This is a genomic window from Paraliomyxa miuraensis, from assembly GCF_026337845.1.
Lineage (GTDB): Bacteria > Myxococcota_A > Polyangia > Nannocystales > Nannocystaceae > Paraliomyxa > Paraliomyxa miuraensis.
Map to the genome: position 1 here is coordinate 72,369 of NZ_JAOVZF010000134.1, position 22,664 is coordinate 95,032.

15 protein-coding genes are annotated in these 22,664 nt (G+C 70.6%); 9 read left to right on the plus strand and 6 right to left on the minus strand.

Translation table 11 applies throughout. The annotated features are described in order from the left end of the window. Together OEB96_RS05095 and moeB are read left to right on the plus strand one after the other, a co-directional pair. Positions 1 to 1,092, plus strand: a complete 1,092-nt coding sequence (locus OEB96_RS05095; RefSeq protein WP_266214305.1) for a methyltransferase domain-containing protein — start codon at positions 1 to 3, stop codon at positions 1,090 to 1,092. 28 nt (positions 1,093 to 1,120) lie between these two features. Beyond that, positions 1,121 to 2,269, plus strand: coding sequence for a molybdopterin-synthase adenylyltransferase MoeB (gene moeB / locus OEB96_RS05100; protein WP_266214343.1), 1,149 nt, complete (start codon positions 1,121 to 1,123; stop codon positions 2,267 to 2,269). A 56-nt stretch (positions 2,270 to 2,325) separates the two neighbouring features. Here the strand turns inward: moeB and OEB96_RS05105 are convergent, their stop codons facing one another. From OEB96_RS05105 to OEB96_RS05115, 3 genes are all read right to left on the minus strand, one after another. After that, the gene (locus OEB96_RS05105; RefSeq protein WP_266214306.1) at positions 2,326 to 5,574 is read right to left on the minus strand and encodes a serine/threonine-protein kinase; all 3,249 of its coding nucleotides are present in this window, start codon (positions 5,572 to 5,574) and stop codon (positions 2,326 to 2,328) included. A 98-nt stretch (positions 5,575 to 5,672) separates the two neighbouring features. Then, on the minus strand, positions 5,673 to 7,055 hold the full coding sequence (locus tag OEB96_RS05110; protein ID WP_266214307.1) for a carboxypeptidase-like regulatory domain-containing protein: 1,383 nt from the start codon (positions 7,053 to 7,055) through the stop codon (positions 5,673 to 5,675). After that, positions 7,052 to 8,872, minus strand: coding sequence for a phospho-sugar mutase (locus tag OEB96_RS05115; RefSeq protein WP_266214308.1), 1,821 nt, complete (start codon positions 8,870 to 8,872; stop codon positions 7,052 to 7,054). The genes OEB96_RS05110 and OEB96_RS05115 overlap by 4 nt, the downstream gene beginning before the upstream one ends. Positions 8,873 to 9,212: 340 nt before the next feature. On the opposite strand from OEB96_RS05115, the gene OEB96_RS05120 reads away from it, so the two are divergent. The 5 genes from OEB96_RS05120 to OEB96_RS05140 all read left to right on the plus strand — a co-directional run bounded on the left by OEB96_RS05120 (position 9,213) and on the right by OEB96_RS05140 (position 16,503). Continuing rightward, positions 9,213 to 11,744, plus strand: coding sequence for a DUF2339 domain-containing protein (locus OEB96_RS05120; protein ID WP_266214309.1), 2,532 nt, complete (start codon positions 9,213 to 9,215; stop codon positions 11,742 to 11,744). A gap of 261 nt (positions 11,745 to 12,005) precedes the next feature. Next, entirely contained in the window at positions 12,006 to 13,343 is a 1,338-nt protein-coding gene (locus OEB96_RS05125) for an MYXO-CTERM sorting domain-containing protein (protein WP_266214310.1), read from the plus strand. A 59-nt stretch (positions 13,344 to 13,402) separates the two neighbouring features. Beyond that, on the plus strand, positions 13,403 to 14,572 hold the full coding sequence (locus OEB96_RS05130) for an MYXO-CTERM sorting domain-containing protein (RefSeq protein ID WP_266214311.1): 1,170 nt from the start codon (positions 13,403 to 13,405) through the stop codon (positions 14,570 to 14,572). Next, the gene (locus OEB96_RS05135) at positions 14,569 to 15,756 is read left to right on the plus strand and encodes a hypothetical protein (RefSeq protein ID WP_266214312.1); all 1,188 of its coding nucleotides are present in this window, start codon (positions 14,569 to 14,571) and stop codon (positions 15,754 to 15,756) included. Before OEB96_RS05130 ends, OEB96_RS05135 begins: the two co-directional genes overlap by 4 nt. A 12-nt stretch (positions 15,757 to 15,768) precedes the next feature. Beyond that, on the plus strand, positions 15,769 to 16,503 hold the full coding sequence (locus tag OEB96_RS05140) for a hypothetical protein (protein ID WP_266214313.1): 735 nt from the start codon (positions 15,769 to 15,771) through the stop codon (positions 16,501 to 16,503). 26 nt (positions 16,504 to 16,529) lie between these two features. Here the strand turns inward: OEB96_RS05140 and OEB96_RS05145 are convergent, their stop codons facing one another. Beyond that, entirely contained in the window at positions 16,530 to 17,474 is a 945-nt protein-coding gene (locus OEB96_RS05145) for a hypothetical protein (RefSeq protein ID WP_266214314.1), read from the minus strand. 104 nt (positions 17,475 to 17,578) lie between these two features. Next, positions 17,579 to 18,823, minus strand: a complete 1,245-nt coding sequence (locus OEB96_RS05150) for a vWA domain-containing protein (protein ID WP_323137337.1) — start codon at positions 18,821 to 18,823, stop codon at positions 17,579 to 17,581. A 145-nt stretch (positions 18,824 to 18,968) separates the two neighbouring features. Between OEB96_RS05150 and OEB96_RS05155 the strand changes: the two genes are divergently transcribed. Next, positions 18,969 to 20,312, plus strand: coding sequence for a C45 family autoproteolytic acyltransferase/hydolase (locus tag OEB96_RS05155; protein ID WP_266214315.1), 1,344 nt, complete (start codon positions 18,969 to 18,971; stop codon positions 20,310 to 20,312). A gap of 15 nt (positions 20,313 to 20,327) precedes the next feature. On the opposite strand, the gene OEB96_RS05160 is transcribed toward OEB96_RS05155, so the two are convergent. Beyond that, positions 20,328 to 21,155 (minus strand): AAA family ATPase, encoded by an 828-nt coding sequence (locus OEB96_RS05160; protein ID WP_266214316.1) that lies wholly within the window; start codon positions 21,153 to 21,155, stop codon positions 20,328 to 20,330. 31 nt (positions 21,156 to 21,186) lie between these two features. Between OEB96_RS05160 and OEB96_RS05165 the strand changes: the two genes are divergently transcribed. Further along, the gene (locus OEB96_RS05165) at positions 21,187 to 22,659 is read left to right on the plus strand and encodes a L,D-transpeptidase (protein WP_266214317.1); all 1,473 of its coding nucleotides are present in this window, start codon (positions 21,187 to 21,189) and stop codon (positions 22,657 to 22,659) included. Positions 22,660 to 22,664 lie beyond the last annotated feature (5 nt).

Sequence of the window (22,664 nt, forward strand, 5' to 3'; positions counted from 1 at the left end):
ATGTCCACGACCCCGTCCTCCCATCCCTCCGCTCCGATCGACCAACAGCGGCTCGACGCGCTCGCCGAGCGCTTCATCGAGGACATGGCCGGAGCCATGTCCGCCGCCATCGCGCTGCTCGGCGACAAGCTCGGCCTCTATCGCGCCCTGCGGGCGGCCGGCAGTCTCACCCCTGCGCAGCTCGCCGAGCGCACGGGGCTATCCGAGCGCATGGTCCGGGAGTGGCTCATCAACCAGGCCGCGGGTGGCTACGTCGAGTACGACCACCAAGCCGAGGACGATCGCTACTACCTCTCTCCCGAGCAAGCCCACCTGCTCGCCGACCCCGACAGCGATCGCTTCCTGCAGGGGGGCTTTCAGTTCGCCACTGCCATGGTCAAGGCCGAGGAGCACATCGAGCGGGCGTTCCGCGACGGCAAGGGGTTCTTGTGGGGCGATCACCACCCCGATCTGCACGCCGGCGTGGCGCGCTTCTTCGACCCCGTGTACGCCCATCAGCTCGTGGACGGCTGGATGCAGCGGGTGGAGGGCCTCGCCGAGCGCCTCGAGCGCGGGGCGTCGGTGGCCGACGTGGGCTGCGGCTACGGCTACTCCACGGTGGTGATGGCCGCTCGCTTCCCCAACAGTCGGTTCTGGGGCTTCGACTACCACGCGCCCTCGGTGGAGCGGGGCAATGCGCTCGCGCTCGAGCGCGGCCTGGCCGACCGGGTCCGCTTCGAAGCCTGCCAAGCCCACGACTTCCCCGACCGGCAGTACGACGTGGTCACCATCTTCAACTGCTTGCACGACGTGGGGCGGTACGACGAGACCGCGCGTCACATCCACTCGGTGCTTCGAGACGACGGCATGCTGTTCATGATGGAGCCGATGGGCGGCGACCGCGTCCCCGACAACTTCAACCCGGTCGGCCGCCTGATGTCGGGCTCTTCGGTGCTGTGCTGCACCCCCCACGGGGTGGCCTCGGGCGGCGACGGCCTGGGCACCGTGGTCACCGACGCCCGGCTGCGCCAGATCCTGCTCGACGCCGGCTTTCGCTCGCTCGAGCGCGTGGGCCAGACCCGCTACAACCGCCTGTTCTTCGGGCGCCCCTAGGTGCCGCCAGGAGGAGCCCACCGTGAGCATGCCCGACCACGAACTCCCCCCGCTCGATCACCAGGAGATCGCCCGCTACTCGCGGCACCTGCTGCTCGACGAGGTCGGCCTTGCAGGCCAGCAGCGCCTCAAGGCCGGCTCGGTGCTCTGCGTGGGCACGGGGGGCCTGGGCGCGCCCGTGCTGATGTACCTCGCCGCCGCGGGCGTCGGCCGGATCGGCATCGTCGACTTCGACGTGGTCGACGCCTCCAACCTCCAGCGCCAGGTCATCCACGGCACGGGCACGCTGGGACGCAAGAAGGTCGAGTCGGCCCGAGACCGGATCCTCGACATCAACCCGCACCTGCGGGTCGATCTCTACGACGAGATGCTGGGCCGCGACAACGCGCTGGAGCGGCTCGAGCCCTACGACGTGGTGGTGGACGGCACCGACAACTTCCCCACCCGTTACCTGACCAACGATGCCTGCGTGATGCTCGGCAAGCCCCTGGTCTACGGCTCGATCCTGCGCTTCGAGGGCCAGGCCACGGTCTTCAACTACCAAGGGGGCCCGCACTACCGCGATCTGTTCCCCACTCCACCGCCGCCGGGCCTGGTACCGAGCTGCGCCGAGGGCGGGGTGCTCGGGGTGCTCCCGGCGGTCATCGGCTCGATCCAGGCGACCGAGGCGATCAAGATCCTGCTGGGCGCGGGCACGAGCCTCAGCGGGCGCCTGCTGCTCTACGACGCGCTTGGCATGTCGTTCCGGGAGCTCCGCTACCGTCGCAACCCCGCCGTGGGGGAGATCACCGAGCTCATCGACTACCAGCAATTCTGCGCACCCGGCCGGGTCCACGATCCGGAAGATCCGCCCCCGTGGTCTCGGCTCGAGCCCCGACAGGTGGTGCAGCGACGAGAGCAGGGGTGGCGCCCCTACGTGCTCGACGTGCGGCGGCCCGGCGAGGCCGCGATCGCCCAGCTCGCGTTCACCGATCGCCTCCACCCCCACGCCGAGCTCGAGGCGATCCTCCACGAGCTGCCCCGCGATCGCGAGCTGCTGGTCTACTGCAAGGCAGGAGGGCGATCCACCACGGCCTGCCGCTTGCTGGTCGAGCACGGCTTCTCGCAGGTCCACGAGCTGGCCGGGGGGATCATCCGGTGGGCGACCGAGGTGGATCCCGCGCTGCCGCGCTACTGAGCCACTCGATCGGGTGAACGCCCGCTCATGCGCGCGCTCGGCTTCGCGGAGGGCGACTACTTCAGCTTCCCGTGGGCCTTCCACCAGCCCTTCTTGGCCGCCTTGCTGCGCGGGTTCTCCTTCTTGGCCCGCGAGTACGCCTGCTTGCTCTCCGCGTAGCGCCCCAGATCATAGAGCGCCTCGGCCCGCAGCATCATCGCCCGAAAATCGCTCGACTCCATCGTGAGGATCTCGTCGGCCACCGCCAGCGTGGCCGTGGCATCGTCGCCCTTGGCCAGCACGCGCCCCTCGTTGTGCAGCGCCTCGAGCAGCTGCGCGCGCGCGTCCTCGTTGTCGGGCCACACCCCGAGCAGCTCGCGGAAGGCCCCGCTCGCCTCGCTCCACGCCTTGCGGCTCATGGCCTTCTCGCCCAGCGGCAGCAGCTCGTCGGCCGCGGATCGCCGCAGCCGGGCCAGCGCCTCGTGGCCGGGATCCATCAGCGCCAGCTTGGTCAGCGCCATCGTCAAGCTCTGCTCGGTGGGCTCGCGCCAGTGCTTGGCGGCCAGCGCCTGCTCGGCCTGCGCCACCAGCTCCTCCACCGTCGGCGCTCCCTCGGGCGGCGAGTCATCGATCTGCAGCTCGGGCTCGTCTTCGATCCGCAGCTCGGGCTCGCCTCCCGAGCTGCTGCCTCCGCCTTCGGCACCGGCCTCGGCCCCAGCCTGGGCGCCGCCCTCCACCCCGGCGTCCGCCGCAGCCGGCCCCGCGTCGGCCTCGGCCGGATTGCCTTCGGCGCTCGCCTTGGCGCTCTCGCCCACGTCCTTGGTCTGCGGCTCGGCCGCGCGACCATCCCCCTGCTCCGCGCCCAGCTGCAACGAATCCGGGCTCACCGCCAAGAGCACCGCGCTCGCGAGCACCCCCCCGAGCGCGACGAATGCGAGCGCCTTGAGACCGCCGGCCACCCCGTCCTTGCCACCCTTGGTCTCGGGCGGCGCGACGCGATGCGGCACGAACGAGCTGGCCTGGACCTGCGCGGTGGTAACGATGCCCCGCGAGGCATGCCCATAGGGGGCAACCGGCGCCGGAGCGATCTGCGTGTGCTCCTGTCGCGGAAGCGACGCCACCACCGTGCGCTCGGGCGGCTCGTAGCCGTCGGGGCGCCCATCGAGCGCCGCAATCGCGGCCCGATGGAAGCTCGCCGAGGCCGCCGGCGAGGGATCCTCGGCCTGGAGCTGGGGCCCGCTCTCGCCGTCGCGGTTGATCCCGAGCACCGCCGCCACCGCGGTCGCCCGGCCATCGACCGCTCGCGTCAGCTCGTACTCCAGGGCCCGCATCGACGGGGGCCGATCCTGCGGTGAGCGCATCAAGCAGCGCGCGAGCACCTCGGCCAGCTCGGGCGGCACCTCCGGTCGATGCTCCGTCACGCGGGTGGCCTCGCGCGCTCCCTTCTGCATCAGCACGTCGATCGCGTTGCGCCCCTTGAACGGCAGGCGCCCCGCGAGCATCTCGTAGACGATGCAGCCCACCGCATACACGTCGGAGGCCACGCTCGCCTCGAGCCCGGCTCCCTGCTCGGGCGCCATGTAGTCGGGCGAGCCCATCACCACGCCCGGTGACGTCGTGCCCCCACCCGAGTCGTTGCTCGAGGTCTTGCAGATCCCGAAGTCGAGCACCTTGACGAAGTCGGGATCCTTGCCGCGGCTGGTCAGGATCACGTTGTCCGACTTGAGATCGCGGTGGATGATCCCGACCTCGTGCGCGGCCGCCACCGCGCGGCAGATCTGGCGGGCGATGTTCACCGCCCGCCGCACCGCCAGCGGCCCCTCGGTCGCCACCACCTCGCCGAGGGTGCGCCCCTCGAGCAGCTCCATCACGAAGTACACGTCCTCGCGATCCGTGGTCCCGATGTCGACGATGTCGATGATGTTGGGATGTCCGGTCTGGGTGGCGGCCCGCGCCTCTCGCATGAAGCGCGCCACGATGTCCGCGTCGCGCGTGTAGATCCGATGCAGGATCTTGAGGGCGAAGGTCTTGCCCAGCGCCAGGTGCCGCGCCCGGAACACCGCTCCCATCCCGCCGATGCCGATGATCCCCTCGACCCGGTAGCGCTGGGCCACGATCTTGCCGACCCAGGCCTTGGCGTCGTCGCGCAGGTTCTGGCTGCTGGTGCCGCCCCCTCGCCGCGCCTTCTCGAGCTCGATGATGTCCGAGTCACGCAGCTGCAGCGACGATGAACCTCCACCGGCCACCCCGTGGGCAAGGCCCGTATCGCCGATGCTGATGCTGCTGGTGTGCTGCGCATCGGCCCGCAGCCCGGAGAAGTCGCGCTGGCTCAGCTCGACGATGTCGCGTGCCTCGAGCTTGTGCTCGCGCGCGAAGATGTCGCGCATGAACTCGCCCGTGCGGTCCGCATCGCAGCCGGGGAAGTAGCGGCTGAGCACCTTCGAGAGCGCCTCGCGCATCTCGCCGGCCTTCGGGTAGCGATCCTTGGGATCCTTGGCCAGCGAGCGCAGCACCACCGTGTCGAGCCCCTCGGGGATCCCGGGCACCAGCGACGACGGCGGGCGGACCTTGGGATTGCGCACCGCCGCCAGCGCCTGCTGATGGCTGCGCCCCGACGACGGGAACAGCTGCCGCCCCGTCAGCAGCTCCCACAGCACGATCCCACACGCATAGAGGTCGGTGCGCCGATCGGCGGGCAGCCCCTTGGCCTGCTCGGGCGCGAGGTAGCTGTAGCGTCCGAACACGACCCCCGGGCTGGTCATCTCGCGCTTGATCGCGCTCTTGGCCAGACCGAAGTCGGTGAGCTTGACCTCGCCGCGGTAGCCGACCAAGAGGTTGGGCGGCGAGATGTCGCGATGCACCAGGTCGAGGGACAGCGCGTCGTGGGCGTACTCGAGGCCACGCAGGATCTCGCGAATGACGAAGATCGCCACCTCGACCGGGATCCGACGGTGCAGCTGCGCGCAGCGATTCCACACCGCGCGCAGATCCTTGCCCTCCACCAGCTCCATCGCCAGGTAGTGCTCGTCGTCCACCCGCCCCGCATCGAACACCTGCACGAGGTTGGTGTGGTTGAGCCGCACCACCACCTTGGCCTCGTCGAGGAACCGACGATGAACCCCCGGATCCTCGACGCTGTGCAGGACCTTCTTGACCACGCACATCTTCTCGAAGCCACCGGTCTCGCCGGCCGCCGCGAGGAACAGCTCTCCCATGCCACCACGCGCCATCGGGCGCACGAGCACGTACTTGCCGAACACCTTGGGAAACCCCTCCGCCTCGGTGCCGGCGGTACTGTCCCGAGCCTCCCCCTGAGTACGCGTCACGCCTCGCGCATGATAACCCGGTGGCGCCGCCCACACTCGGGATTCGCGCTCCGCGGTCGGATTCGCAGGGGCCGAGCGAGGAAAATCGCCGCCCCTGCCTACTCCTCCCCTCCCAGCTCGATCTCCTCCACCCATGGCAGCGACCCCTCCTCGGTCGCACCCGAGGCTGGAACCTCCAGATCGTATGCGCGTGCCGCTCTCCCACCCGGACGAATGCGCAGGATGTAGGTGCCCGGGGCAACCCGCTCGGCGCGCACACGCCCGTCCCCGTCGCTGCGCTGGCGTCCGAACGGGCCACCCTCCACGCTCACCTCGGGCCACGGCCGCCCCCGGGCATCCCCGAGCCTCAGCTCCACGTCGCGAAGCGCCGCCTCGAGCACGAGGTCCACCTCCTGCCCCGGCTCCACCCCCTCCCGCCGCGCGACCTCCACCCCGTCCTGGATCGCGCGCAGGGTATAGGAGCCCTCGGCCAGCGCCTCGAATGCGAACGTCCCGTCACCGGCATCGGCCCGGTGCTGCTCGTGGGTCCTCGCCTCCGAGCGCGCCAGCACCAGCGCGCGTGGCAGCGGCCGGCCCCCCGCGTCCAGCAATCGTCCGTGGATCATGGCGGCGGCCGGGCGCAGCGTCACCTCCACCAGCGCGTCGGCCTCGTCGGCCTCGTCGAGCCACACCTCCCGCGCCCCCGGGCCCCACCCCGGCGCTCGTGCGGTCACCAGCACGCGATCTCCCGCGGGCACCAGCGGATCGGGACAGGCATCGCGGGCCTGCCGACACGGATCACACGGCGGCCGCTCGATGCGAGCCAGCGAGAACTCGCCGTCGTCGTCGCTGGACGTCCGCGACGAGACCACCGGCAGCACCGCCGAGGGATCGTCCTCGTCCGGCGGCAGGGTCACCACCACCACCGCTCCCCCCACCGGGTTGCCGTCGGGATCGACCACGCGTCCCCATAGCCGGGGCAACGCGCGCGCCTCGAGCACCGCCTCGGTTCCCGACACCACGATCCACGGCTCGGCCGGCACCCGCGAGGGATGGCGCAGCTCGGGGCAGACCTCGCCGCTGCAGGCCGGCCCCTCGAAGCGCCCCTCCTCGTCGAGCGTCAGCACGCCCCCCTCGATCCTCGCCACCTCGCCGCCCGCCGTGGCGCACCACAGCACCAGCTGTCCCTCTCCCACCGGAGCTCCGTCCTCGTCGACCACACGGCCCCGCACCCGCCCCTCACCCGCGACCGTCGTCTCCCGAGGCGCCACTCCTCGCCCACCACGAGCCGTCGACGACGAGACCGCACGCTCGCGATGACCCGCCTCGACTCGAACGCGCTCGCCCCCCCGCTCGCGCGTGTTCCTGCGAGATCCCACGACCCAGAACGCAGCCCCCAGCACGAGCCCGACGAGCACCACCGAGATTCCGCGCAGACCCCCTCGCACACGTGGATCGCGTTCGGCCTCGCCGCTGCGTCCTCGATCCTCCACCGCGCTCACGTCCCGAGCATCGGCGCCATGATCGCCTCGGCCCGCGCCCTGGCGTCGGCGAGCACCGTGTCGACGATCCGATCGATGCGCTCGGAGGCCGCGGCGAGCGCATCCGCGGACGGCTCGCCGTCGCTCCCCGCGAGCGCATAGACCTTGGCCTTGGGCTCGGTCCCGCTGGGCCGCACCGTCAGGCGGCAGCGCGCGCGTCGACCATCGAGCTCCCCTTCGAGCTCGTACATCAGCACGTTGCCCGGGAGATCACGGGTCGGGCTGCCCGTGTGCCGCGGGACCAGCCGATCCTCCACCCCCACCACCGACAGCCCCCCCAGGCTCGACGGCGGCCGCTGCCGCAGCTCCGCCATCAGCCCCGCGATCGCCTCGCGCCCGGCCGCCCCGTAGGCGTAGAGGTTCTCGGTGCGCTCGCGGTGATAGCCGTGCTCTCGCCACACCCGCTCCAGCACGTCGAACACCGTCTGGCCGTCGGCATGCGCCATCGCGGCCGCCTCGACCAGCAGGCGGGCCGCCACCGCGCCGTCCTTGTCGTGCACGTGGTCCCCCCGCATGAAGCCATGGCTCTCCTCGCAGCCGAAGATCACGGTGTCTTGGGGTCGCTCGGCCATCATCCCCGCGTGGTGCTTGAAGCCCACCAGCAGATCGTCGATCACCTCGATCCCCGCCGCCCTCGCCATCGTCGAGACCAGCCGCGTGGTCACGATCGTCGTCAGGATGAAGCCGTTGCTCGGTCGCGGCGCGTGCCGCAGCACGTGGTCGAGCATGATCACCGCCATCCGATTGCCGTCGACGAACTCGAGCTGGCCGTCGCGATTGCGGGCCAGCGCACCCAGGCGATCCGCATCGGGATCGGTGGCGATCACCAGCGGCACGCCACGCTCGTCGGCCAGAACTCGCCCCAAGTCCATCGACGCCGGTGCCTCGGGATTGGCGCTCTCGACCGTGGAGAAGTTGCCGCCGTCGGGGTCGCACTGCCGGTCCACCAGGTGCACGGTGACGCCGGTGTCCGCGAGGGCCGGGACCACCGCGGTGTGCCCCACGCCATGCAGCGGCGTGAACACCACCGAGAATCCGCTTCGGCGCAGCCGATCGAGGGGCGCGACCCCCTGGGCCCGCACGAACGCGTGGTACGCCTCGTCCACCTCCGGCAGCGGAAGCCGCGTGATGCGATCCGCCTTGGACTCGTCGATCGCGGGCAGGGGCGCGGCCATGGCTCGACCGATGGCGTCCATCAGGGCGCGATCGCGAGCGCCCAGCACCTGCGCACCGTCCGGCCCGTAGATCTTGATCCCATTGTCCCCCGGTGGGTTGTGGCTGGCCGAGATCACGATGCCCGCTCCGCACGCCCGGGCCCGAACCGTGAACGAGAGCTGAGGCGTGGGCCGGGCCGCGTCGATGAGCAGCACCTCCACATCGTTGGTGGCCAGCTGCCGGGCCACCACGTGGCCGAATTCCTGGCTGTCGCGGCGGGTGTCGAACGCGATCGCAACGCGCATGGGAACGCCTTCGGCGCGCATGGCCGCAACGAGTCCCTGCGCCGTCTCCCGCATCACCACCGCGTTGACCCGGTTGGGACCCGGGCCCACGGCCCCGCGGCGCCCACCCGTGCCGATGGGAAGCGGCCCCACGAACGCGTCGGCCAGCTCCGCCCGAGCCTCCGCATCTCCCTCCACCGCCCGACCTACCAGGGCCCGCAGGCCCGGGCCAAGCTCGGCATACGTGGCCTCGGTCAGCCAGCGGACGATCTCTGCATGGGCCTGCACGGACACCCCCAGCGCGGCGGGCGACGGAATGGACGAGTCGGGCTCGGACACGGCGCGGATCTTACGCCGCCTCTGCCTTGCCATCGAGGGGCGCTCGATATGGTCCATGCCATCACGTCGTTGGAAAGCCCATGGATGGATCTCGCCCCGTCGACGGGCTCGAACCAATCGACCTGGCGTGAAATCGCCGGCGCCACTGGTGCGTTGGCAGCCCGGCCACGGCCCTCGGGCCATGGCCAGCAGTTTCCCACGCGGCTCACGCCGCCTTTGCCCCGAGCCAAGCTCGCCGATTTATGGAACACTACGAGAGGCTCGGTGTCGTGTGCCCGCGGCCCGTGGACCGACCCCGGCCCTCTTCTCCCCTCGCTCTTCGTCGTCGAAGGAGTCCGTGATGCGCCAACCTCTATACACCCGGCTACGGCCGTTCCTGCGCCGCGATCTCCGGGCGCGCCTGGTGTCCGCCCTGCTCTCCGTCGTGGTCTTGACCGGCCTGACCTGGCTGGGCGTATCGGCGCTCGCCGGAATCGACAGCCGCGAGGCCCACGACCTGCGAATCCAGCTCGGCCTGGAGTCCCCCACCCAGGTCTGCGGCAGCGGGCCCTACCTCTCGGAGTGCAACTACGACGACCGGGTGCAGGAGAAGGTCGATCGCGAGTTCCACCGGCGGCAGGGCCTACGGGTGTCCGTGCTCACCGATCTCGACCGCCGCCTCGACATGGCGCTGGGTCAGCTCGACGACGCCAAGCGACATCTCGACGAGATGGTCCTCGCCGAGGACGGCTCGCTGCAGGGCGATACCGTGGCGCTCCGCGATGCGCTCTCCGAGGCCATCATCGACGTGTCCCCGGCGGCAATCGACTCGGTCCAGGTCCGGCGCGCCCGGCTGCTCGGCACCTTCGAGCGCCTCGAGCCCACGCAGCTGCAGGCCCCCAAGCGCGCACGTGGCATGACCGCCCTCGTCAACGGCCGCGATGTCGAGGTCCACATGGATCCGACGAGTGACCAGCCGACCTGGGTCGACGATCTCGGCAACCAGCATCGCTTTCGCATTCAGCGTCCCGACGTCCGCACCGAGCTGCTGGCCGCGGTCGCCTCCGAGCGCGACTCCCTGCAGGGCATCCAGGGCCGGGTACGACGGCTGCTTCGTCGCGACGGCGCCACCCTCGACCGCGAGCCGGGCGCCCAGCAGAGCCGCATCGAGGTCGTGGCCGACCTGACTCCGCGCGGCGACGAGTCCTACGACGACTTCATGCGCCGGCTCGAGGTCGCAGGCTGGATGGCCGCTCGGGCCCACGTCGAGTGGCTCGACGACGATGCCGCGTTCGATCGCAACGCGGCCATGCTCAACAACCCCGCCTCCGTGCTCGTGTCCGACGGTCTGCCCGAGGTCGATGCCGACCTCGGCCGCATCGCCCGCTACGACCTCGAGGATCTGCACGAGGCCCTCACCGACGCCGGCGCCGAGATCTGGGAAGACGGCTGGTACGACGACCGTGCCGCTCGCACCGCGGTGCTCAAGCCCATGGTGCGCTACCGATCGCCGGTCACCCCCGCCCAGAAGTGGCGCCTGTTCGGCATGATCACCTTCGTGCTCGCGGGCATCATGCTGACCGTCGTCGGCCCCGTGGTCACGGCCACCTCCACCGCCCGCGAGCGCGAGGCCGGCACCCTGCCCGTGCTGCGCATGACGGGCCTCTCGGCCGGTGATCTCGCCCTCGCCATGGCGATCGGCCCCAACGTGTTCGCCCTCGTGGCCGGCTCTGGTCTCTTGCTCCTGGCCCTCCCGGTGCTGGCGCTCACCGCCGGTCCCTCGGCCGTCCTGCTGCCCCTGGGCGTGCTGCTCGCCCTCGCGGCCGCCACCCACCTCACCGCCATCGGCCTGGGTGATGCCCTCGGCCAGCGGGTCAACGCCATGGTCGTGGGCGGCTTGCTCGGCCTGGCCATCCTCGGCCCCGGTCTGGTCGGCAGCGTGATGGTCGTGGGCGACATGGCCGCGACCGGCCTCCTGCTCGGGCCCCTGCCCGCCATGGTGGGCGAGTCCGTGCGAATGAGCGGCCTGCCCTTCGCCAGCCTGCTCGGCCCGAGCAGCGCCAGCGACATGGGCTGCACCATGCTCGGCTATGCCGTGCTGGTGCAGACGATGCTCGGAGGCCTGTGCCTGCTCAGCTGGCGCCGTCGGGTCGAGCAAGCCTGGTCGCCGCTGTTCCGCCCCCTCGAGGGCGCGGCGCTGGCCCTGCTCAGCGTGGGCTGCAGCGCCCTGGCCGTGGTCGACCTCTCGCAGCGGATCCACGTCCAGACCTACGACACGGTCAACCTCATCACCTTCGTGTCCACCGCGTTCCTCATGCCGGTGCTCGGATGGCTGCTCGTGTCCAGCCTGGTGCGTCCCGCTCGTGCCTCGGCCGTCGCCAGCTGCAGCGAGGTTCGTCGCGCGTTCGGCCGCTTCCAGCTGTTCGTGGTGCTCACCGCGGCCGCGCTGGCTGGCGCCTACCTGATGGTGCTCGACAACACGCACCTGCGGGCCGAGAAGTCCGAGGTCATGTGGTCCACGCTCACCCAGGCCCTGTTGGTCGCCGAGACCGCCGTGGCCACCCTGCTGCTCGCCTCGCGTCGTCGCGAGGGCAAGCATCGCGTGTACATCCTCGGCACCGCCATCGCCCTGCTGCAGATGGTGTTTGCGGTCGCGGTGTACAACCTCGAGGTCGAGCACGTCGCCTTCACCCAGAAGGCCGGCATGCCCTTCATGATGGGAATGGAATCCTCGCCCTACTGGGTGGCCTTCCTCGTGGTGCTGTGGGCCGCGGGTCTGGGCATGGTCCTGGCTGCGCTCCTTCGCGAGCGCGACCGCGGCGACAAGACGACCACCCCGCATGCCGACCACGAGTCCGGTCGCGATGAGAAGGGCGGACGCTGGCTGCACTGAGCCACCGCCCCTGAAGAAGGCACCGCACGGGTCACCGGGTGACCCGCCCAACGCCGCCGCAGCTCCACGCTCGGCGGCGTTGCTCGTTGGGAAGATCTCCAGCCAAGCGCAAATGCTCCCGCCTCCGCCCTTGCGTCGACGCGCCTCGTCCGCCGCAGGCCATGCGTCCGTGAGAAGACGCGCCCCGGATTCCTCCAAAGACGACCCCAAGCCCCAATTCCAACTTTCCGCATGACAATGTCATGGGTATGGTGGGACGGCATGAAGCGGTCGCGGTCGTTCGCTCTCCTCGTCCCCGTCCTCGCCCTGGCTCTCACGCCGGCCGAGGCACCTGCCGGCGAGCCACTCGATCCACTCGACGACGAAGCGGGTGCGATCCCCATCGGCCCCTCGCTGCCTCCATCGCCCGCCGGCCTGGTCTCCACCGAGCGCCCCCAACGGCTCGGCGCGAAGATCCTCTTCGTCAACTTCGACGGGCAGGACATGAACGGGTGCAACAACAACAACCCCGTCAACAACTGCTCGACCATCTTCAACGGCGTGGTGCTGCCGTACACGGGCGACGCGGTCAAGCGCGCGTCGATCATCCAGGTGATCCGCAAGCGCGTGGCCGACTTCGGCATCACCGTCACCGACCAGCGCCCGGCGAGCGGCGACTACGACATGGAGATGGTGGGCAACTGGCAGGGTGCCAACCCCGGGTTCGCGGGCGTCGCCCCCAACATCGACTGCAACGACGCGACCGGAGGCGAGACCTCCTTCACCCTCGAGGCCAGCAGCTCGGCCGACGGCATCGCCGAGATCGTGCTGCAGGAGCTCGCCCATACCTGGGGCCTCGAGCACGTCGACGAGCAGCAGGATCTGCTGTTTCCCACCACCGCGGGCTCCAACAAGACCTTTCACGACGAGTGCTACAAGATCGTCGAGGACACCGCGCTGAACCCCACCAACGGGTGGTGCAACCAAGTCCACACTCAGTTCTGCAGCTTCGGCTGGCAAAATAGCTACCGCGAGCTGCTGTATCTGTTCGGCGAGTCGGTCCCGGACACCATTGCCCCGCTGGTGACCATCGTGTCCCCGGCCGATGGGGCCACCCTCGAGGGCGGGACGTTCGATCTCGTGCTCGCGTTCGAAGACGACCAGAGCCCCGCCGTGATCACCACCAACATTCGGCTCGAGGGCGGCCCGCTGTCCGAGCCGGTGGAGGTCGGAGGGGCCTACGCGGCCCCTGGCGAGCTGGCGTTCCCCATCCAGGATCTTCCCGACGGCACCTACTCGGTGCGCGTCGATGCGGAGGACGAGTCGGACAACCCGGCCCAGGACGAGATCACGTTCACCGTCGTCGGCAATCCCCCCGCGGCGGGAGACGACGGCGCCGATGGCTCGGGCTCCGAGGGCTCGGGCTCCGAGGGCGGCACGGGTGACGGCGCCGACGGCTCGGGGAGCGCAGACGCCACGGGCTCGGACGACGCCGGGCTCGTCGACCCCCAGCAGCCGCTCGAGAACGGCGGATGTGATTGCCGAACCGATCGCCCCCCCTCTGCGCCCGCCGCGTTGCTGCTCGGTTTGCTGCTGGTGCGACGACGCCGCCGCCCATGACACGGAGGCCACGCCACCCTTGGTGGGCCGGCCTCGGTCCTGGTAGCGTTGTCGGGCCGATGCTCGGCTCGTTCGCCTTGTTCATTGCGTGGGCTCCCGCCGCGGGAGCACCCTCCGATCTCGCGCTGCCGCTGGAGACGCCGGCCATCCCCACGGCGGAGCTTCGCGCCGACCTGCCGCCGCGCGCCGCGGGCACGCCCGAGACGCTCTTCATCAACTTCGACGGCGGCGTGCTGCAGACCGGCTGCGGCAACGACCCCCGCTACGACTGCAGCACGCTCGCCAACCTCTTCAACGGCTACGTCGGCCCCTACGACGGCAACGAGACCCAGCGGATCTCGATCCTGCAGGCCACCCGCAAGGACCTCAAGGACTTCGGGGTCCGCGTGGTCGTCGATCGGCCCCCCGAAGACGTCCCCTACACCATGGTGATGTACGGCGACCTGGGGCCCCAGAGCTTCGCCGGCGTCGCGCCCTACATCGACTGCGAGGATCGCCGCGGCAGCGACACCAGCTTCACGCAGGGCTTTGGCTCCTCCAACACGGGCTCGACCGTGATCCTGCAAGAGGCCGCCCACACCTGGGGCCTCGAGCACGTCGACGCCGAGCTCGACATCTTGAACCCGTTCAAGTCCGCGGGCCTGAACCAGTCGTTTCGCGACGAGTGCTTCCGGATCGTCTCCGACACCGACCTGACCCCCACCCCGGGGTCCTGCAACCAGGTCCACACCCAGTTCTGCGAGACCGGACACCAAAACAGCTGGCAGGAGATGAACCTCCTGTTCGGCCCCGCGATCCCCGACACCACCGCGCCCACGCTCGAGATCACCAGTCCCGAGGACGAGAGCACGTTCGTGCTGCCGACCACCATCGCCCTGCTCGGTGAGGTGCAGGACGACCTGCACCCGCAGTTCTATCGCGTGGAGGTCTACGATCACGACCAGCTCATCTACACCGAGGACCGCATCGGCCTCGATCTGCTGCTCATCAACCCCCCCGAGGGCGACTACGACCTGCGCGTGGTGATCGCCGACGAGGCCGGCAATACCGGCGAGGACCGCGTGCGGTTCACCATCCTCCCCGAGGGCAGCGAGCTGCCGCCGGAGCCCGAGGAGGAGGATCCCGGGGATCCGACGGAGTCCGGCTGCCGCATCGGCGGCGAGCCCGAGCCGGCCCCGGCATGGGCCATGCTCGCGCTGCTCGTGCTCGTCCGTGCGAGGCGGGCGTGATCCCGACCCTGTGGCTGCTCGCGATGGCCCCCCCGGCGCTCGCCGAGGGCCGCCACGTGATGGACGCTCCGCTGCCGCCGCCTCCCGCCGCGCTCACCGCCTCGTCGACGCCCAGGGGTCGCACGCTCGGCAAGCCCACCACCCTGTTCGTCAACTTCGACGGGGTGAAGCTGTCGGACTGCAACCCGAGCAACAGCAAGGCCAACTGCCACTGGTACAACAACGAGGAACCGATCCCGCCGTTTACGGGCTCGGTGCAGACCAAGGTCTCGGTGCTGCAGGCCATGCGCCGCGACACCGCGGACTTCGGCATCCGCATCACCGCCCTGCGCCCTCCCGAGTCCGAGGACTACACCATGGTGGTCTACGGCGGGACCGAGGCGGAGTACGGCGCGCTGGGCAGCGCGCCCTCCGGGGACTGCCTCGATCAGCGCCCCAACGAGATCGCCTTCGCCCACGTCGACGGCGACCTGGCCGACTGGATCAACGGGGGAGCGACCACCGCCCTGCACGAGGCCGCCCACAGCTGGGGGCTCGATCACGTCGACGGTGACCACACGGTCATGTTCCCGACCGGTGACGATCAGCCCACCGCGTTCGGGCGTGAGTGCTACGGGGTGGTGGCCGACATCCACCTGAACCCCGGCATGGCCTCGTGCCCCGAGCTGAACCAGGAGCTGTGCGCCGACGACCACGCCCAGAACGCGCCGCTGGTGCTCGAGCGGCTGTTCGGCGGGCCCTACGTCGACGTTCGGGCGCCCACCATCGAGCTGCTCGAGCCCGCCGATGGCCAGTACTTCCAGGCCCCCGCCGACTTCGACGTGCGGCTCGAGATCCGCGACGACCTGCACCCGCAGGTCTACGATGCCTCGCTGTGGCTGGGCGACGAGCCCAAGCCCGAGCCGCGCCCCTTCATCGAGGACCACTTCGCGGTCGCCGGGCTGCCCGTCGGGACCTGGGCCTTCCACGTGGAGCTGACCGACGAGGCCGGCAACACCTCGCGGCTCGACTTCGAGATCGAGGTGGGCGAGGACCCACCCCCCGAGCCCACGCAAGACGACCGGGGATGCGCCGTCGCCCGCGCCCAGGCCGGGCCGGCGGGGGCGGGCGGAGGTGTAAGCGGTCCCTGGCTGCTCGTTGTGTTGCTACTGCCGACCTTGGCGCGTCGCCGTGGTCCGCGGTAAGACCTCGACCCCATGCGAGCCCCACTTCGGTTTCCTTCGTGGCTCCTGCTCCTGCCGGTGCTGCTGCCCGGCTGCCCCTCGTCCACGAGCAATCCCTACGGCGACAAGAAGGCACCCCCTGCGCCCGAGGTGGGCGCCGACGATCCTCGCGTCGTGGTCAAGGACGGCGAGCTCTACACCCAAAAGACCATCGAGCGCGCCGAGGAGAGGATGCGCGACGACGGCATCGGTCTGGGCTCGGGGCGTCCCGACGAGACCAACGGCGAGTGTCGCCTCTTCGCGCCCAAGCTGCCGCACCCGCAGTGCTGCAAGGGAGAGTTCGGCTTCGACGTGGCCACCGTCTCCGAGGCCTGCGGCCTGCCGACCTATCTCGGCGAGTCGTTCCGGAACTCGTGCGGCTACTACTTCCACCACGACGAGGGCCCCCGGTGGTTTCGGCTGTCCAAGCTGCCGGAGACCTCGGCCAAGCAGGCCGCCGATCACCACGATCGCAAGATGGCCGAGAGCCTGGGTGAGCGCTACCAGCCATCCACGCCCGTCCCCGGCGTCGAGGGGGCGTGGTGGAGCCGGCACGAGAACTATCGCTGGGCGTTCCTGCCCGGCTGGGACAACGTCCGCCAGCTCTCCTGGGAGGACGCATCGTGCTCCGACGAGGGCATCACCACGGTGATGGCCCAGGTCATCGCGGCCAAGCCCGCACCCGACCACGCCCAGCGCCTGGCCCTGGTGCCCAAGGCCCGCATGTAGCGGGCCCCGGCTCGAGACCGCGGTGGCTACGCGCCGCAGGACCAGGCGCCCAGCGGCTTGGCTTCGGTGCCCGAGATCTGGACGACGGCGTCGCCCGCTCCCTCTTCGTAGATCATCCGCACCCACAGCTCGCGCGCATCCTTGCCATCCACGTCGAGCGCGCCGAGCACCTCGAACACGTCCTTGCGCGACTGCGACTTGGCCAGCAGCACCATCGCATCGAGGTTGCCGTCGGGAGCCAGGAACACCCCGCTCCACGTGTACTGCTCGGGCATCGACGGGTGCGGGATGAACACGGAGTAGATCCCATCCTTCTCGTCGTTGCCGTCGACGTCGATCTCGGCCACCTGATGCGCCGTGAGCTCCCCCTTGGAGGGCACGAGCTTGGCGATCTTGGCCTTGGTCTCGTCGTCGAGCCCGGTGGCGGCCGGCGAGGTGCTGTCCTCGGGCACGAGCTCGACGATCTTGAGGGCCGAGGGCGGCCACGCGCCGAACGTGAACTCCGCCCCGCCGGTCAGGCCCTCGGCGTCCAGCGCGATCTTCTTGCCGGAGCCGGCCAGGCAGCGGGGCTCGATGCGATCGGCCACCTTCTTGTTGAACGCCTGGTCCCCTCCGCTGACGCGCACTTCGGCTCCCGCGGGCACGAGATCGAGACACCCCGTCCCCGCCGCCAGCGTGCCCTTGTCCTTGTCGAAGCAGGCCAGCGGAAGCAACGCGCCCTCGACCTGGAAGAACACCATGCTGGTGTCGGGCGGCACGGGACCCTCGACGCCCTGGTCACCATCGGCCACCTTCAGCGTGGGCTCACCTTCGTCCCCGGCGGCCTTGTCGTCGCCCTTGGCCTTGGCGTCGCCCTTGGCTTCCTTGGTGTCCTTGGCCCCGTCGTCTCCCTTGTCGCAAGCGCCCACGAACAGGGCCCCGAGCAGGGACATGGCTGCGAGCGGACCGAGCAGTGTCACACGTGCGATCATGGAACGCTGGGTAGCACAGCCGCAGCCACGGATCTAGCCACGGATCTGGCCTGGGTGGGCATGGGCCTGGGGCTGGCTCCGGCCCTGGCCCAGCCCGCCTCGACCTAGGACCGCACGTCGTCGAGGTCGGCGCCACGCGCCAGTTCGTGGACGCGACTGCGCCGAACCGCGCTCGGCGGGCGCTGGAGCTGGCCCACCATGTCATCGAGGCCCTCGAGCGTCAGCGGGAACATGGGGAACACCTCGCGGATGGCCGCAATGGTGGGTGCATCCCAGACCCGCGGCGGCTCGGGATTGAGCCAGGCCGAGCGAGGAAGGCGATCGGCCAGGCGTGCCAACCACGTCAAGCCGGTTGGACCACGCGTGCCGTCCCACCAGTTGCCGCTCGACATCAGCAGCTCGCCCGGGTGCATGTACGCGTCGCCCACCACGATGAGCCGCCACTGCGGATCGCACTGGCGCAGCAGCTCGTCCACCCCCACCGGCTTGGTGAACGCCGCGTCCTCGTAGACCCGCCGATAGACGCAGTTGTGGAAGTAGAGCGAGCGCAACTCGCGAAAGCCCCCGCCGCCGCTGGCCGCCGAGAACAGGCGGCTCACCAGGCGGGCAAAGGGGTCCATGCTGCCGCCCACGTCCATGAGCAGCAGCACCCGCACGTCGTTCTTGCGAGGCGGTCGGGTCACGATCTCGAGGTCGCCGCAATTGCGCGCGGTCTCGTCCACCGTGCGATCGAGATCGAGTTCTTCGTCGCAAAGACCCTTGCGCGCCATCGTCCGCAGCCGCCGCAGCGCCGACGCGATCTGGCGGGTGTCGAGCACGAGGTCGCGCCGATACGCGGCAAACCGGCGGGCGTCCGCCACCGCCAGCGCGCTGCGACCTCCCCCCTGCCCTCCCATGCGAATGCCCGAGGGATGCATGCCGCCCTGCCCGAACGGCGAGGTGCCGCCGGTACCGATCCAGCGATTGCCGCCCTCGTGGCGCTTCTTTTGCTGCTCGAGGCGCTCGAGCAGCTGGCGACGCAGCTCCTCGATGCCCATGGCCTCGATCGCGGCACGGAGCGCGGGATCGAGGTGCAACAGCTGCTTGGGATCGTCGAGCCACTGCCGCAGCTCGTCGGCGAGATGGCTGAGGTCCCGCTCCACGCCGCGGAACGTCTCGGCGAACGCCTGATCGAAGCCGTCGTAGTGGGTCTCGGTGGAGACCAGCAAGCACCGCGCCACCTGGTAGAAGCCATCGAGGCTGCTGCCGTGCAGGTCCGCGCCGATGGCCTGCATGAGCGCCAGCCAGTTGTGCGTGCTCACCGGGACCCGGTGGGTCCGGAGGTTGTAGAAGAAGTCGAGGAACAGCACCTCGCGGGGGAGTCTACGACACTGCCCGAGCCTGCGGGCGGGCGCGCACGAGCGTGGCCGGGGGCGGCTCCCCCGCCGGATCCCCGAGGACCCCGGTGGGCCCGCGGCGCGTTAGAGTGCTGCCGTGGCCCATCCCCGTGCTCTCGTGCGCCGTCGCTCCCTCGCCTCGATGATGATGCTGCTGCTGTTGCTGGTGCCGAGCTGTGGAGGCACGCGCTCCGAGGGTCCCGACGTTCCTCCCACCGCCGCTCCTCCGGCCACGATCGCGCCATCGGCCGAGGCCGGAGTCGACGGCGACTCCAACCCGGAGGTCGACGCATCGGAGTCGACGAAGCTCCATGGCGAGCTGCGCACGCTCGAGGGCCTACGAGTCCTGCGGGTGTGGGGCACGCCCACGCAGATGGGCCATGCGCATGGGATGCTCTTGCGCGACGAGATCATCGAGATCGTCGACGGCTACGCGCTCGACGTGATCCCGCCCGCCACCCTCGACGCGGCGGGCGTGCTGTACACCACCGTGGCCCAGATCCCGCCGCGCCTGCGCGAGGAAGCCGAGGGGGTGATCGCCGGCATGAAGGCCGCGGGCGGAGCCGAGATCCCGGCCCTGGGTCGCGAGCTGCGGGTCGCCGATCTGCTGGTGCTGAACGCCATGACCGACCTGCTGGCGATCGGCTGCTCGTCGGTCTCGGCCTGGGGCACCAGCACCGAGGGCGCACCGGGCCTGCTCGGCGCCCCGGTGATGGTCCGCAACCTCGACTGGAGCGACGATCCGGAGCTCTTGCGCAACCAGATCGTGTTCGCGTTCGAGCCCGACGATCCGCAGCGGCAGCCGGTGATCTCGGTGGCGTTCGCGGGCTACCTGGGGTGCCTGTCGTGCATGAACGAGGCCGGCGTATCGGCGCTGTTCAACATGGGCTACGGCGACGGGGCCGCGAGCGCGAGCGAGGCGCTGCGGGGGTTCTCGCCCGCCAACCTCCTGCTCCGCGACGCGCTCGAGCAACGCGACGTGGACGGCGACGGCACGAGCACTGCGGACGACGTGGAGGCGATCTGGAAGCACGAGACCCACGCAGGCAGCTACATCCTGCACCTGCTCGAGCCGCGCCGCGGATCCGATCATGCGCCCGCGCGAGTGCTGGAGGTGGAGGCCGACGGGATGGCCGTGCGTCACCCCGAGGACGACGAGCTCGGCGGACGGATCCTCGCTGCCACCAACCACCTGCGCGACAAGACCGCGCCGAGCGCCTGCTCGCGCTACGCGACGATCGAGGCCACGGTGGAATCCCGCGCCCATCGCCTCGACCACGACTCCCTGTGGCAGCTCGGGGCCCGGCTACGCCTCGACGAGGTCGTCCACACGCTGCTGATCGAGCCCGAGGCCCGAGCGCTGGGCGTGTGGCTGCGCGCGCCGGGCCAGGCTCGCAGCGCTCGCCCGGCCCCCGTGCGGCTCGAGTGGGATGTGCTGCTCGGTCCCAGGCGAGCGCAGTGACCCGCGCAGAGCCGCCTACCCCCGCCCGCGCCGAACCACGCGCTGGAGCGTCTCGACGTCCTGCTCCTTCTTGAGCAGCGTGCCCAGGAACGGCAGCCCGGCGCCGAGCAGCTTGGCGGCATCCATGCCCGAGTGCCGCAGGGCCGAGATCCAGTCGATGAGCTCGCTGGTGCTCGGCGGCTTGCGCAGGCCGTCGACCTGCCGCAGCCGATAGAACGCCCCGAGCGCGGCGCCGAGCAGCTCGTCCTCGAGGTCCGGATGGTGCACGCGTACGATGCGAGCCATCAGCTCGCGATCGGGGAACTCGATCCAGTGGAACACGCAGCGACGAAGGAACGCATCGGGGAGCTCCTTCTCGTTGTTGCTGGTGATGATCACGATCGGCCGCCGACCGGCGGTCACCGTGCGGCCCGTCTCGGAGATCGTGAAGCTCATCGTGTCGAGCTCGTGCAGCAGATCGTTGGGGAACTCGAGGTCCGCCTTGTCGATCTCGTCGATGAGCACCACCGACCGCTCGTCCCGCTCGAACGCCCGACCCAGCGGCCCGAGCGAGATGTACTGCGCGATGTCGCGAACGTCTCCCTCGCCAAAGCGGCTGTCGTGCAAGCGACGCACGGTGTCGTACTCGTAGAGCCCCTCCACCGCCTTCGTGGTCGACTTGACCTGCCAGCGCTCGAGCGGCAGCCCGCGTGCCGCCGCCAGGTTGATGGCCAGCAGCGTCTTTCCCGTCCCGGGCTCGCCCTTGAGCAGCAGCGGTCGCTGTAGATGCACCGCCACGTCGACGGCGCGCCCCAGCTCCTCGGACACGATGTACTTGGCGGTTCCACGGAACGGCGTATCCATGCGCGGCGGGAGTATGGCATACCCATCGACCATGGCCGGGCTCCCCAGGGCGGAGGCGATCGCGACGGCGCTGCTGCTCCTGGCCTGCGATGGCGCCGGCGCATCCAGCGCAATGGACGCTCGTCCCGAGCCCGCGCCCACGGTGCCTTCACGGCCTCCAGCGCCGATCACCGAGCCCAGCGCCCCCTCCGGGCCCGCCGCCACCCCCGAGGCGACCGTGGCCGCCGTCGCCTCGAGCGACGCTCCACCCGTCGACGACCACCCGCGCTCGATCGGCCGCCGGCGCGCACGAAGGGCGCAGATGGTCTACGTGGAGCCGCGCCTCGGCACCGCCTTCCGCGGCAAGATCCCACGCAACCAGATCTTCGAACTCCAGGCGCACGTCACCGGCGACGACTGCGGCGGCGAGGGCTGGGGCAGGATCGGCGACGCCGCGTACGTGTGTCTGCAGCACACCGAGCCCGTGGAGGACGAGCCCTCCATGCTGCCCGCGACCCTGGTCGATGGACTCGCGCCGTTCTTCTACGCCCGCCTGCGTCCCAAGGACGGCAGCGGTCAGCAGCCTCCCGCCCCACGCTATCGCTCTCGCCGCGCCATGGCGGTGCAGGCCCCGCCCGAGGACTACCTCGAGCCCGAGCACGACTACGCCTTCGTGGAGCGCCGCCGGTTCCATCGCCAGACCGTGCTGACCACCGAGACCCATCGCACCGTCCGCGAGCGCGACGTCAAGCGCATGAAACCCAGCGAGTTTCGTGGCCGAGACATCGCGGCGCATCCGATCCCCGCCGGTACCGTGATGATGTGGAGCATCGAGTGGCCCTACGCGATCGTCCACGCCGAGCCGAGCGAGGAGTCCCCCGAGCTCGACCGACTTCCGCTCCACGCCGAGGCGCTGGCCCACGATCGACCGCCCGACGAGCGGGGCGAGCACGACGCGTGGATCCCGGTGGCGCGACCAGAGGCCGGCTCGACCAGCGGCTGGGTCCTGGCCGAGCAGGTGCGCCACTGGATCCCCATGCCGCCCCCCGACGGCATCACGGCGGACGAGCTTTGGATCGACATCGACCTCGCCCAGCAGATGCTCGCGCTGCGCCGCGGCCCGGCGGTCGAATTCCTCACGCTGATCTCGTCGGGCAACGGCGAGCACCCCACGCCGGTGGGTCTGTTTCGCCTGGAGAGCAAGTGGGCGTTCGCCGACATGCGCTCGCGCGCGGGCGACGAGGACACCTACTTCGTCGAGGGCGTCCCGTGGGTCCAGTACTTCCGCGGCCGCTACGCGCTCCACGGGACGTTCTGGCACAACCGCTTCGGCCGCCGCACCAGCCACGGCTGCATCAACCTCTCGGCCCACGACGCGCGCTGGGTCTACGAGCGCACCTGGCCCGCCGCCAAGCCCGGATGGCTGATGATCAACGAGCACGCCCGGGAGCCCGGGACCACGCTGCGGATCCGCAAGGGCACCCGCCCTCCCCCCGACCGCCGCGGCCCCCTGCCCGGTGCATGAGGCCG